This is a genomic window from Bradyrhizobium sp. INPA03-11B, assembly GCF_040446015.1.
GTDB classification, from domain to species: domain Bacteria; phylum Pseudomonadota; class Alphaproteobacteria; order Rhizobiales; family Xanthobacteraceae; genus Bradyrhizobium; species Bradyrhizobium macuxiense_A.
Map to the genome: position 1 here is coordinate 79,645 of NZ_JASGSR010000010.1, position 12,750 is coordinate 92,394.

A 12,750-nucleotide genomic window follows, 5' to 3' on the forward strand; every position below is an offset into this window, starting at 1 on the left:
CCAAGCATGACGAATTCTGAGCACACCCGGCGAACATTTTTCGGCCTTACCGGCGGTGCCGCGGCAATGGTGATCGTGCGCCCGGCCAACGCGGCGCCGGCGATGCTGCAGGCCGCGATCCGCAACGTCGTCGGCGAAGCCAATGTGCGCACCGGCAAGGTCAAGCTAGACATTCCGCCGCTGGTCGAGAACGGCAACACGGTGCCGATGACGGTCAGCGTCACCAGCCCGATGACCGCGGACGAGTATGTGAAGAGCATCCACGTCTTCAACGAGAAGAACCCGCAGCCGAACATCGGCAATTTCCATCTCGGGCCGCGCGCCGGGCGCGCCCAGGTCTCGACCCGCATCCGCCTCGCCGACAGCCAGAAGGTCACCGCCATCGCCCGGCTGTCCGACGACACGTTCTGGTCGGCGACCGCCGACGTCGTGGTGACGCTCGCCGCCTGCACCGAGGAGGCGATCTGATGCCGCCGGCCCTGATCAACGTGCCGAAGAAGGCCAAGCGCGGCGACGTCATCGAGATCAAGACGCTGATGTCGCATATCATGGAGACCGGCTATCGCCACACCGCGTCGGGCGACGTGGTGCCGCGCGACATCATCACCAGCTTCACCTGCCGCTTCAACGGCACCGAAGTATTCCGCACCGACCTGTTTCCGGCGATTGCCGCCAATCCGTTCATCACCTTCTTCACCACGGTGACCGAGAGCGGCAAGTTCGAGTTCGAGTGGATCGGCGACAAGGGATTTTCGGAGACCGCATCGGCTTCGATCACGGTCGAATGAGGATTGCGGCCTGCATCGCGCTGCTGACGGCAATGGCGGGCGCGGCGCTCGCCACGGAGATTCCGCCATCCGAGCGCCGCTCCGGCTACAGCTTCATGAGCGCGGACACCAAGGCGATGCAGGACGAGGACACCGACAATCCCGGGATGCTCTCGGTGCTCGACGGCGAGACGCTGTGGAAGCGCAAGGCCGGCAGCGCGGACAAGGCCTGCGCTGACTGCCACACTGACGCGCGCATCAGCATGAAGGGCGTCGCGGCGCATTATCCGGCCTTCGAGAAGACGCAGGGAAAGCCGGTCGATCTCGAAGGGCGGATCAACCTCTGCCGCATCAGTCATCAGCAGGCCTCACCCTTTGCCTATGAAAGCCGTGAGCTGCTGGCGCTATCAGCCTATATCGCGCAGCAATCGCGCGGCGTACCGATCGCACCCGGCGACGATCCGGAGCTGGCACCCTTCGTCGAAAAGGGCCACGCACTGTTCATGCAGCGGCAGGGCCAGCTCAATCTGGCCTGTGCCAACTGCCACGACGACAATTGGGACAAGAAGCTCGCGGGCAGCGCGATCACGCAAGCGCAGCCGACCGGCTATCCGCTCTACCGGCTGGAATGGCAGGCACTGGGATCGTTGCAGCGGCGGCTGCGCGCCTGCATCACCGGCATTCGCGCGCAGGCCTATGATTACGGCTCGCCGGAGCTGGTCGAGCTCGAGCTCTATCTGATGACGCGGGCGCGCGGCATGCCGGTGGAGACGCCGGCGGTGAGGCCTTGACTGCACACAGCCCCATCCACGTCATTGCGAGCGAAGCGAAGCAATCCATCGCTCCGCATACGCGGAAACATGGATTGCTTCGTCGCTATCGCTCCTCGCAATGACGAGGTCGGAGAATGCGCGAGGCTCAGCGCTCCGCGAACGCCTTCTCGACCACGAACTGGGCGGGCTCGCCGTGATTGCCCTCGACAAGGCCGCGGCCATTCAGCAGCGTGCGGGTGTCGGCGACCAGCGCCGGCGACCCGCAGATCATGACGCGGTCATGCGCGGCATCGAGCGCCGGCAGGCCGATATCGGTGAACAGCTTGCCCGAGGTGATGAGGTCGGTGATGCGGCCGCGGTTGCGGAACGGATCGCGCGTCACGGTCGGATAGTAGATCAGCTGGTCGCGCACCAATTCGCCGATCAATTCGTCCTGCGGCAGCTTCTCGGTGATCATCTCGCCATAGGCGAGCTCCTTGACGCGGCGGCAGCCGTGCAGCAGCACGACCTTCTCGAAGCGGTCATAGGTCTCGGGATCCTTGATCACGCTGAGGAACGGCGCGAGGCCGGTGCCGGTGCCGATCAGATAGAGGTTGCGGCCGTCCTCGAGGTTGTCGATCACCAGCGTGCCGGTGGCCTTGCGGCTGACGATGATCTCGTCGCCTTCCTTGAGATGCTGGAGACGCGAGGTCAGCGGACCATCCGGAACCTTGATCGAGAAGAACTCGAGGGTGTCCTCGTAATTCGCGCTGGCGACGCTGTAGGCGCGCAGCAGCGGCTTCTCGCCGACCTTGAGCCCGATCATGGTGAACTCGCCGTTGCGGAAGCGGAACGACGGATTGCGCGTGGTTTTGAAGGAGAACAGCGTGTCGGTCCAGTGATGAACGCTGAGGACGCTTTCCTGGTTGAAATTGCTCATCGCACCAATCCCTGATTTGTGCTGCGGCGGGGAAGGACTTGAACCCTGTTGACCGGCCGGATCGTTTGTATACGATCATTCGTATACAAACGAATAATCCGGCTTGATCGAAAAGTCAAGCCGGGCTCAAATTCCCGGGCAATTCCGGAAGAAAGCAGAAGGAAACCACCCATGGCTCACGACGCGCCCCAGGCCACCGGCCCCAGCAAGCTGGTGATCCGCAATATCGGGCTCTTGCTGTCGGGAGCTTTGGAGAAGCCGATCCTGGACGCCGATACCATCGTCGCCGAGAACGGCAAGATCACTGCGATCGGCCGCCTCAAGGACGTCGATACCGAAGGCGCCACCACGATCGTCGATGCCATGGGAACGACGGTCGCGCCCGGCCTGATCGACAGCCACGTCCATCCCGTCGCCGGCGACTGGACGCCGCGGCAGAACCAGATCAACTGGATCGACAGCTATCTGCACGGCGGCGTCACCACCATGATCTCCGCCGGCGAGGTGCACATGCCCGGGCGGCCGCGCGACGTGGTCGGGCTGAAGGCGATGGCGATCTTCGCGCAGCGCGCGTTCTGGACGCTGCGACCGGGCGGCGTGAAGGTGCATGCCGGCGCGCCGGTCATCGAATGCGAGATGGTCGAGGACGATTTCAAGGAAATGGCCGCCGCCGGCGTCAAGCTGCTCGGCGAGGTCGGGCTTGGTGGCGTGAAGGACGGGCCGACCGCACGCAAGATGGTCGGCTGGGCGCGCAAATACGGCATTCAAAGCACGATCCACACCGGCGGCCCTTCCATCCCCGGCTCCGGCCTGATCGACAAGGACGTGGTGCTGGAGGCCGACACCGATGTGGTCGGCCACATCAATGGCGGCCACACCGCGCTGCCCGACGACCAGATCCGCTGCATCTGCGAGGGCTGCAAGCGCGGCCTAGAGCTGGTACACAACGGCAATGAGCGCTCGGCGCTGTTCACGCTGCGCACCGCGCGCGAGATGGGCGATCTGCACCGCGTCATCCTCGGCACCGACGCCCCGGCCGGCTCCGGCGTGCAGCCGCTCGGCATTTTGCGGATGGTCTCGCTGTTGTCCTCGCTCGGCGAGCTCCCGGCTGAGCTTGCGTTCTGCCTTGCGACCGGCAACACCGCGCGAATGCGCGAGCTCGATTGCGGACTGATCGAGGTCGGCCGCTCCGCCGACTTCGTGCTGATGGACAAGGCGCAGCATTCGCCGGGCAAGAACATCCTGGAGAGCGTTCAGCTCGGCGATCTCCCGGGCATCGGCATGACCATCATCGATGGCATCGTCCGCACCCAGCGCAGCCGCAACACCCCGCCCGCAGGCAAGGTGCCGGAGATCGTGGCGAAGTAGACGGCACTTCCCTTCATCCTCCGCTGGAGGGGGAGGATCGGTTCGCATGAAATGCGAACCGAGGTGGGGTGACAGTCTTTCGGCTCGATCAGTGCCCGTGCGGAGAGATCACCCCACCCCGGCTCTCATCTCGCTGCGCTCGATGTGAGCCGACCCTCCCCCTCCAGGGGAGGGTAAGATCACCGCAACTTGCCGAGCAGCGCGATCAGTGTCTCGCTGATCGTGGCGAAGTAAGCGGCACTTCCCTTCATCCTCCCCTGGAGGGGGAGGATCGGTTCGCATGGAGCAACGCGGAATGCGAATCGAGGTGGGGTGACAGTCTTTCCACCCGATCAGTGCCCGTGCGGAGAGATCACCCCACCCCGGCTCTCATCTCGCTTCGCTCGCTGCGATCCGACCCTCCCCCTCCAGGGGAGGGTAAGATCACCGCAGCTTGCCGAGCAGCCCGATCAGCGTCTTGATGGTCGTCGCGAAGTAAGCCGCACTTCCCTTCATCCTCCCCTGGAGGGGGAGGATTGGTTCGCATGGAGCAACGCGGAATGCGAACCGAGGTGGGGTGACGGTCCCTCCGCCCGATCAGTGCCCGTGTGGAGAGATCACCCCACCCCTGCTCTCATCGAGCTTCGCTCGCTGCGAGCCGACCCTCCCCCTCCAAGGGAGGGTAAGATCACCGCAACTTCCCGAGCAGCGCGATCAGTGTCTCGCGCTCCTTGGCGTCGAGTGGCGCCAGCGTTTCCCTGGAAATAACCAGCGCATTCGGCGCGGCCTTGTCGGCCATCTGCTGGCCGGCGCGCGTGAGACTCACCAGCAGCCGGCGGCCATCATTGGGATCGGGCGCGGTCTCCGTCAGGCCGCGCGCGGTGAGGCGATCGATCACGCCCTTGATGGTTGCAACGTCCATCGAGGTCAGCCGCCCCAATTGGTTCTGCGAACAGGCGCCGACCTCCGACAGTTTCGACAGCGCCGCCCATTGCGTCGGCGTCAAATTGATGCCGATCTCGCGGGCGAAGATCACGGCGTGACGCTGCGACACCTGGCGCAGGATGAAGCCGATCTGCTCGTCGAGCACGTAGCCGGGCTTCGTCGCCTTGACGCTTCGCTTCTGTGCAGCAGTCCTCGCCATCGTTCCACCCCACCCTTTACAGCGACAGATGCGCGTCGCGGATATCCGGACGCGCATCGAGTTCCGCCATAGTGCCGCCAAAACAGATCCGGCCGCGCTCGATGATATAGGCGCGATCCGAGATCAGCCGGGCGAAATGCAGATTCTGCTCTGAGACGACGATGCTGACGCCCTCTTTCTTCATCGCCAGGATCGCATCGACCATCTGCTCGACGATTTTTGGCGACAGGCCCTCCGATGGCTCGTCGAGCAGCACCAGCGACGGATTGCCCATCAACGTGCGCGCAATCGTCAGCATCTGCTGCTCGCCGCCGCTCATGCGCCCGCCGGGCCGGCCGCGCATCTCGCCGAGATTGGGAAACAGCTTGAACAGCTTTTCGCGGTCCCATTGCGGCGCGCCGGCTCGCTTCGGCTGGCGGCCGACCTCGAGATTTTCCTCGACCGTGAGATCCGTGAAGATACGCCGCTCCTCCGGCACATAGCCGAGCCCGCCGCGCACGATCGCATGCGTCGGCAGATCGGAGACGTCCCTGCCCTCGAACATCACGCGGCCGGAGCGGTTCTCGACCAGGCCGACGATGGAGCGGAACGTGGTCGACTTGCCGGCGCCATTGCGGCCGAGCAGCGCGACCACCTCGCCCTCGCCGACCTCGAGCGCGATGTCGAACAGGATATGCGCCGGGCCGTAGAAGCTGTTGAGGTCGTTCACGGTGAGCTTCATGCCGATGCTCCCTCGCGGTGCCGGGCGTCGTAGAGCAGGCCTTCGCCGAGATAGATCGCCCGCACCTGGGCATTGCCGCGGACCTCCTCGGGCGAGCCTTCCGCAATCAACGTGCCGCGGTTGAGCACCAGGATGCGGTCGGCATGCTCGAACACCACGTCCATGTCGTGCTCAGTGAACAGCACGCCGATCGACTGCTCGCGCGCGATCCGCGCCGTCAGCCGCATCAGCTCGACGCGCTCGCGCGGCGCCATGCCGGCGGTCGGCTCGTCCATCAAGAGCAGCTTCGGCTGGTTGGCGAGTGCGATCGCGAGCTCGAGCCGCTTGACGTCGCCATAAGCGAGCTCGCCACAGGGCCGCTCCGCATAAGCGCCCATCCCGACCAGGTCGAGCAGCCGCCCGGCTTCGTCGCGGGCGTGGCGCGCGGTCGAGGCCCACAGATTGAACAGCTGCCCGCCATGCGAGACCAGCGCAACCTGCACGTTCTCGCGCACCGTCATGGTCGGGAATGTCGCCGCGATCTGGAAGGTGCGGCCGACGCCCATGCGCCAGATCACGCGCGGCTTCTTGCCGGTGGTCTCGGCGCCCAGCACGCGAATGCGGCCGCTATCGGGAATGTTCTGGCCGTTGAGCATGTCGAAGCAGGTGCTTTTTCCCGCGCCGTTCGGCCCGATCAGCGCCAGGATTTCGCCGGCGCGCAGTTCGAACGAAACCCCGCGCACGGCATGCACGCCGCCGTAGGATTTGGTCAGCCCCTCGACCGACAACAATGTGGGGACCATGCTCATTCGGCGCTCTCGATGCGGGAGGTCAGCAATGGCGACGATGCCGATGACGAGGATTTGCGGCGGCGATGCATGAAGGCTTCGAGCGTGCCGACGATGCCCTTCGGGAAGGCGACCACGATCAGCACGACGAAGCCGCCAAGCACCAGCTTGGAGAGATCGGTCTGGCTGACCAGCCAGATGTTGAGCGCCTTGTAGACGATCGCCCCGACCACCGCGCCCGACACCGTCTCGACGCCGCCGAGCAGCACCATGACCAGCGCATCGACCGACAACGAGATGCCCATATTGTCGGGGAACACGCTGCCCTTGAGATAGGCGAACAGCGCACCGGCAAGGCCGGCGACCGTGCCTGCGATCACGAAAGCGGTCCACTGGATGCGCTTGCCGTTGATGCCGACGGCTTCGCTGCGCAGCGGCGAGTCGCGCGTGGCGCGCAGCGCGAAGCCGAACGGCGAGAACACGATGATGCGCAGGATCACGACCGCGAGCGCGGCGATGCCAAGCGACAGCCAGTAGAAATGCGACGGGCTCGCCGCCCATTTCTCCGGCCAGACGCCGAGAATGCCGTTGTCGCCGCCGGTGACCGACACCCACTGGAACGCGATCGACCAGACGATCTGGGCAAAGGCCAAGGTCAGCATCGCGAAATAGACGCCGGAGAGCTGCACCGCGAAGAAGCCGAACACAGCGGCCCCTAACAGCCCGAGCAGCGGACCGAGCAGCAGGCAGGCGATCATCGGCAAGCCCGCCATCTTGGCGAGCAGCGCCACGCCATAGGCGCCGAGGCCGAAATAGGCGGCATGGCCGAACGAGGCGAGCCCGCCGACCGACATCAGGAAGTGCAGGCTGACCGCGAAGATCACGAAGATCGCGATCTCGGAGCCGACGGTGAGCAGGTAATTGCCGGCGACGAACGGCAGCGCGGCGGCGACGATGAGCACAGCGATCGCCGCAAGCCGTTCATTCGTGGTCAGCGGCCGCCACGGATTGACCGTCAGGCCAGGCGTGCGCCGCGCCGGCGCCTCCGGCTTGCCGAACAGGCCCCACGGCCGGACGATCAGCACCACCGCCATCACCAGGAACACCAGGATAATAGAGATCTTCGGGAAGATCAGGATGCCGAACGCGTTGAGTTCCGACACCAAGACCGCCGCGACAAAGGCGCCGATGATGCTGCCGAGGCCGCCGATCACGACCACGACGAAGACCTCGACGATGACGCGCAGGTCCATCGCGTGATTGACCGCATCGCGCGGGATCTGCAGCGCGCCGCCGAGCGCGGCGAGGAAGACGCCGAGCGCGAACACGCTGGTGAACAGCCATTTCTGATTGACGCCGAGCGCTGCGACCATGTCGCGGTCCTGCGTCGCCGCGCGCACCAGCACGCCCCAGCGGGTGCGCTGGAACAACAGCCAGAGCACGCCGAGCACGACCGGCCCGAGCACGATCAGGAAAAGATCGTAGCTTGGAATGTTCTGGCCGAAGAAATCGATCGCGCCCTTGAAGCCCGGCGCGCGGCGACCGACCAGGTCGTCAGGCCCCCAGATCAGCACCACGAGGTCCTCGACCATCAACGTGAGGCCGAAGGTCGCGAGCAACTGGAACAGTTCGGGCGAATGGTAGATCCGGCGCAGCAGCACCATCTCGACCAGCACACCGATCGCAGCAACCACCAGCGCCGCCACGACGATGCCGCCCCAGAAACCGAGCGCACCGGCGAAGCGCTCGGTCAGCGTGAACGCGACATAGGCGCCGAGCATGTAGAACGCGCCATGTGCGAAGTTCACGATCCGCGTCACGCCGAAGATGATCGACAGGCCCGATGCGACCAGGAACAGCGACGCCGCGCTGGCAAGACCGGTCAGGAACTGGACGACGTAGAAAGCCATGGGCGGTCCGCGTTGGAGATAACAAGCGTCACTTTCCTTCACCTCGCCCCGCCTGCGGGGAGAGGTCGAAACTCAAGCGCGAGCTTGAGTTTCGGGTGAGGGGGACTCTCCGCGAGCACAACTCCCCGAGACAGCCCCTCACCCCAACCCTCTCCCCGCAAGAGCGGGGCGAGGGAGAAGATCAATCCTTCGGCCGCAGCTTCTCGATCTCGGCATCGCTCGGCAGGTAGTCCGAACCCTTGCGATAGGCGGTGTCGACCATGATGCCCTTGCCGTCCTTCAGCGCGGTCTTGCCGGTGAAGGCGCCAAGCGTCGACTGGTGATCGGTCTTGCGGAAGGTGATCTCGCCGAACGGTGATGGCATCGAGATGCCTTCGGCCGCCGCGATCAGCTTCTCCGGATCGCTCGAACCGGCCTTGGCGAGGATCGCCGCCGCGGCCTTGATAGTCTGGTAGCCGACGATCGAGCCGAGCCGCGGATAGTCGTTGTACCTGGCCTGGTAAGCCCTGAGGAACGCGTCATGCTCGGGCGTCTTGATCGAGTACCAGGGATAGCCGGTGACGATCCAGCCCTCCGGCGTCTCGTCCTTCAGCGGATCGAGATATTCCGGCTCGCCAGTCAGGAAGCTCACCACGGTGCGGCCCTTGAACAGGCCGCGGGTGTTGCCCTCGCGCACGAGCTTGACGAGGTCGGCACCGAAGGTGACGTTGAGGATCGCCTCGGGGTTCGCCGCGGCAGTCGCCTGCACCACCGGGCCGGCGTCGATCTTGCCCTGCGGCGGCCACTGCTCATCGACCCACTGGATATCGGGCCGCTTTTCCGACATCAGCTTCTTGAACACCGCGACCGCAGACTGGCCGTACTCATAGTTCGGCGCGATCGTCGCCCAGCGCTTTGCGGGAAGTTTTGCGGCTTCTTCCACAAGCATTGCCGCCTGCATGTAGTTCGACGGCCGCAGGCGGAACGTGTAGCGGTTGCCTTTCGACCAGGTGATCGCGTCGGTCAGCGGCTCTGCGGCGAGGAAGAACACCTTCTTCTGGTTGGCGAAGTCAGAGACGGCGAGTCCGATATTCGAGAGGAAGGTGCCGGTCAGCATCGCGACGTTCTCGCTCGACACCAGCTCGTTGGCCGCGGTCTGCGCATCGGCCGGCTTGCCGCCGTCATCCTTGGAAATGACGACCAACTTCTTGCCGTTGATGCCGCCGGCCGCGTTGATCTCCTCCACCGCGAGCTGCCAGCCCTTGCGATAGGGCTCGGTGAACGCCGGCAGCAAGGAATAAGAGTTGATCTCGCCGATCTTGATTTCGCTCTGCGCCACGGCCTGCGTCGTCATGGCGCTCGTTGCCATGGCCGCGACCGCGATCGCCAATCCCGCCCCTACGAAATAACCACGCATCCCGTCCTCCAGTTTTTCTTGAAAGAGATTATCGCAATCCGTCTTCGCCTTTGACCTCGTCAACCGTTAGCCCGCCGACGCGCGGCAGCGGCCGTCCGCTGTCGGTCACCGCGACCGCGACCATGATCTCGTTGGCCCGCGGCGCGTCGTTGATCTGGACCTCCATGCCGTCGAAATGGCTGCGCACGAAGGCGGCATCCTTGTGCCCGAGCGGAATGTCCAGCGTGGTGCCGGGGCCCGAGCGCTTCTTCGACGATGGGATCAGCGCCGCACCTTTGGAGAGCACCTTGCGCACCGGCGCGCCCATCTTGGGATGCAAGATCGCGGCCGCGTGCTCGAGCTCACCATTCTCGCCGACGGCGGCGGCCTTGCCGTAGCTGTGCGCCTTGGCGCCATCGATGCCGAGCGCAGCGACGGCTCGCTTAGACAGCAATTCGCCAAGTTCTTCGCCAATCGCGATCAGCGGCGACAAATCCTCGACATAGCGGCCGGCAAAGGGGTTTTCGATCACGGCAATCGCCGCGGCGCGGCGGGTCGGCGGTGCGATGGCCTTGCCCATCTCCAGATGGGTCTCCTCGACCACGGTGACGATCTTGCGAATGACGGCGCTCATTGTGCCTCGCTCCCGGTCATGCCTGCAGCATGTTGTTTATCGTTGGTCCCTGAAACGCATGCGACGCCGGCGCCCCAAACCCAGTTGCACCAACAATTCGCGTTTCGCCCAGTAGACGCAATGCCGCGCCCTCGATCAATCCCGACGTCAGGAGCATGCGTGCCTGCGCCGCCCCCGCTTCCAGCGCCTGCTCGATCTCGTGTTCCGCCAAAGGCCCGACATCGCGCGTCACCAGCCGTGCACCGAGGTCGCTGTCCGGCTGCAATTCGCTCGCCGGAACGCGCAGGATCGCGGGGTGATTAGGCAAATCGACCGCATTCGCGATCACGGTCGCCGCAGCATCCGCCTGCGATGCCGTCCGTGCCAGGACGGTGACAGCATCGGCGATGCCGAGTGAGAAGCTACGGCCATGGCGGCCGCTGGTCGCGATGCCGCGGACCGGCATCTCGGCATCGACCGAGATGGTATGCATCACGCCGTGCCGGTCCGGCCGGTCCATCAGGCCGACCGCGAACTGTTCGCCATCGCCGAGATGCAGGGCGATATCGCCGCCATTGTTGACATAGGCGCGGTCGAGCGTCGCCACCTGCAACATTGCCCCGAGGATTTCCTCGGCGACCGAGCCCGCGACCGCCGCCATCGGCGTGATGAAGCAGTCGGCGGCGAATGGGGCGACCGCCGCATGCATGCGCCGCGCGACCACGCCTTTCAGCGCGCAATGATCGGGACGCGCCGCACTACGAAGTTCGGCAAGCTCCATGCAGAGTTCGTCAAGCAGTCCCGTGAAGCGATCCGCGGCCGCCTGATAGGCGGATCGAACATCCGCATCCCTGCCCTTGGCTTCGATGACCAGATCAATGGGACCGTCCTGCAAATGCAGCCGCTTGCCGTCAGGAAGAAGCGCGATTTGCGGGAGCCTTCTCATGCGCGCCGCCCGGGCAGATACGGCATCGGCCGAACCTCGGCGCTGTCCCGCAGCGACGAAAGCGGCCGGACATAGTCCATATGACCGCCGAGCGCCGCGTAATCCGACAGCCGCATCGTGAACTCGATCGGCGCCACCAGCGCCGGGGTCGGCACATAGCCGAACGCACCGGCCGGCATCTGCGTGACATCGACCATGAAGGTGATGCCACCGCCCGGCCAGACATAGACCGGCGCGCCGCCGCTGGTCACCCGCGTCAACGCGTCCTTGACCGAGCGGGTCAGCCGCACCGGATTGTCGGTGACCCCTGCGCGCAGCGATCCGCCCGCGCCGCCCATGAACAGCACGGTGCACAGCGCCGGCTCGCAATTCTCCTGGATGCGCTCGACCGAGAAGCGGAGGTCCGCCGGCATCTCGGTCTCGACCGGCTTCAACGCCTCGTCCAGCACGTAGTAGGACGCATGTTCACCTGTGGTCGAGACCATCAGCATGGTGAGTCCGGGCCGGGCCTCCTTGGCATTGAAGGGCCCGAGGATCGACAGCGGATCGGAGATGTTGGTGCCGCCCCACCCCGTGCCGGGATCGGCGACCTGGAAGTAGCGGCCGGGCGTCGAGCGGCGGCCCTTCATCTTGATGCCGGTGTCGGCGATGTCGAGCAGCTTGCCGGCCTGGTGCTCGCTGAGCACGCCGGTGATGTGGTCGTCGACCACGACGACCTCATCGACCTTGCCGTGCCACTGCTTGGCAAACATGCCGATCGTCGCCGAGCCGCAGCCGACCCGCATGCGCTCTTCCGCCACACCGTTGACGATCGGCGGCTTGCCCGCCTGCACCACGACGGTGGCGCCGCCATCGATCACGAGCTCCACTGCCTTGCAGTTGGAGAGATCCATCAGCGTGTCGCAGGTGACGCGGCCCTCCTTCTTGGAGCCGCCGGTCAGATGATGCACGCCGCCGAGCGAGAGCATCTGCGAGCCATATTCGCTGGTCGTGACATGGCCGACCGCCTCGCCGTCCGCGCGCACGGTCGCGGTCTCCGGGCCGAGATAGCGATCGGTGTCGATCTTCACCTTGACGCCGCAATAGGAGAAAATGCCCTCGGTCACCACGGTGACCATGTCGACGCCGTCGACTTCCGATGACACGATGAAGGGCGCCGGCTTGTAGTCCGGATAGGTAGTCCCGGCGCCGATCGCGGTGACGAAAAGGTCGGGCTGCCGGACGATCTTGCCGTCCCAGTCGCCGCTCACCTGGAACGGAACCAGCTTGCCGCCATGCGAGACGGTGCGCTCCAGCACGACATGCGGATCGACCCGCACCAGCGTGCCGTCGTGATTGGCATAACGATCACAGGCGCCGGCCGCGCCCGGCTTGATGTAGCACATCACCGGACAGGCATCGCAGCGGATCTTGTCGCCGGCGGCGACGGTCATTGTGTCAGCCATCGTGACCAAGCCTGGACTTGTGG

Annotated in this window: 13 protein-coding genes; 4 read left to right on the top strand and 9 right to left on the bottom strand. The window is 65.2% G+C overall.

Annotated features, from left to right (window positions below; all coding sequences use genetic code 11):
• Positions 1-6 precede the first annotated feature (6 nt).
• From QMZ05_RS06345 to soxA, 3 genes are read left to right on the top strand one after another with little or no spacing between them, the layout of a single operon-like run.
• Positions 7-468, top strand: a complete 462-nt coding sequence (locus tag QMZ05_RS06345) for a SoxY-related AACIE arm protein (RefSeq protein ID WP_353700015.1) — start codon at positions 7-9, stop codon at positions 466-468.
• Entirely contained in the window at positions 468-788 is a 321-nt protein-coding gene (gene soxZ, locus QMZ05_RS06350) for a thiosulfate oxidation carrier complex protein SoxZ (RefSeq protein ID WP_353700016.1), read from the top strand. The genes QMZ05_RS06345 and soxZ overlap by 1 nt, the downstream gene beginning before the upstream one ends.
• Positions 785-1,558 (top strand): sulfur oxidation c-type cytochrome SoxA, encoded by a 774-nt coding sequence (gene soxA / locus QMZ05_RS06355; RefSeq protein ID WP_353700017.1) that lies wholly within the window; start codon positions 785-787, stop codon positions 1,556-1,558. The genes soxZ and soxA overlap by 4 nt, the downstream gene beginning before the upstream one ends.
• A 127-nt stretch (positions 1,559-1,685) precedes the next feature.
• Here the strand turns inward: soxA and QMZ05_RS06360 are convergent, their stop codons facing one another.
• Positions 1,686-2,459: a ferredoxin--NADP reductase gene (locus QMZ05_RS06360; RefSeq protein WP_353700018.1), complete on the bottom strand. Its 774-nt coding sequence runs from the start codon at positions 2,457-2,459 to the stop codon at positions 1,686-1,688.
• A 171-nt stretch (positions 2,460-2,630) separates the two neighbouring features.
• Between QMZ05_RS06360 and QMZ05_RS06365 the strand changes: the two genes are divergently transcribed.
• Positions 2,631-3,827: an amidohydrolase family protein gene (locus QMZ05_RS06365; RefSeq protein WP_076862622.1), complete on the top strand. Its 1,197-nt coding sequence runs from the start codon at positions 2,631-2,633 to the stop codon at positions 3,825-3,827.
• A gap of 667 nt (positions 3,828-4,494) precedes the next feature.
• Here the strand turns inward: QMZ05_RS06365 and QMZ05_RS06370 are convergent.
• The 8 genes from QMZ05_RS06370 to QMZ05_RS06405 form a co-directional block, all read right to left on the bottom strand.
• Positions 4,495-4,950: a MarR family winged helix-turn-helix transcriptional regulator gene (locus QMZ05_RS06370; RefSeq protein ID WP_353700019.1), complete on the bottom strand. Its 456-nt coding sequence runs from the start codon at positions 4,948-4,950 to the stop codon at positions 4,495-4,497.
• Positions 4,951-4,966: 16 nt separating this feature from the next.
• Positions 4,967-5,671 (bottom strand): ABC transporter ATP-binding protein, encoded by a 705-nt coding sequence (locus QMZ05_RS06375; RefSeq protein WP_353700020.1) that lies wholly within the window; start codon positions 5,669-5,671, stop codon positions 4,967-4,969.
• A complete protein-coding gene (locus tag QMZ05_RS06380; RefSeq protein WP_353700021.1) occupies positions 5,668-6,459 on the bottom strand; it encodes an ABC transporter ATP-binding protein in 792 nt (263 codons plus the stop codon). The genes QMZ05_RS06375 and QMZ05_RS06380 overlap by 4 nt, the downstream gene beginning before the upstream one ends.
• Positions 6,456-8,348 (bottom strand): ABC transporter permease, encoded by a 1,893-nt coding sequence (locus QMZ05_RS06385; protein WP_353700022.1) that lies wholly within the window; start codon positions 8,346-8,348, stop codon positions 6,456-6,458. The genes QMZ05_RS06380 and QMZ05_RS06385 overlap by 4 nt, the downstream gene beginning before the upstream one ends.
• A gap of 181 nt (positions 8,349-8,529) precedes the next feature.
• Positions 8,530-9,696 (bottom strand): ABC transporter substrate-binding protein, encoded by a 1,167-nt coding sequence (locus tag QMZ05_RS06390; RefSeq protein WP_353700041.1) that lies wholly within the window; start codon positions 9,694-9,696, stop codon positions 8,530-8,532.
• Between the two features lie 76 nt (positions 9,697-9,772).
• Positions 9,773-10,357 carry an amino acid synthesis family protein gene (locus QMZ05_RS06395; protein WP_353700023.1) on the bottom strand — a complete coding sequence of 195 codons (585 nt, stop codon included), beginning with the start codon at positions 10,355-10,357 and terminating at the stop codon, positions 9,773-9,775.
• A 16-nt stretch (positions 10,358-10,373) separates the two neighbouring features.
• Positions 10,374-11,282 carry a UPF0280 family protein gene (locus QMZ05_RS06400; protein ID WP_353700024.1) on the bottom strand — a complete coding sequence of 303 codons (909 nt, stop codon included), beginning with the start codon at positions 11,280-11,282 and terminating at the stop codon, positions 10,374-10,376.
• Positions 11,279-12,727 carry a 6-hydroxynicotinate reductase gene (locus tag QMZ05_RS06405; protein WP_353700025.1) on the bottom strand — a complete coding sequence of 483 codons (1,449 nt, stop codon included), beginning with the start codon at positions 12,725-12,727 and terminating at the stop codon, positions 11,279-11,281. The genes QMZ05_RS06400 and QMZ05_RS06405 overlap by 4 nt, the downstream gene beginning before the upstream one ends.
• Positions 12,728-12,750 lie beyond the last annotated feature (23 nt).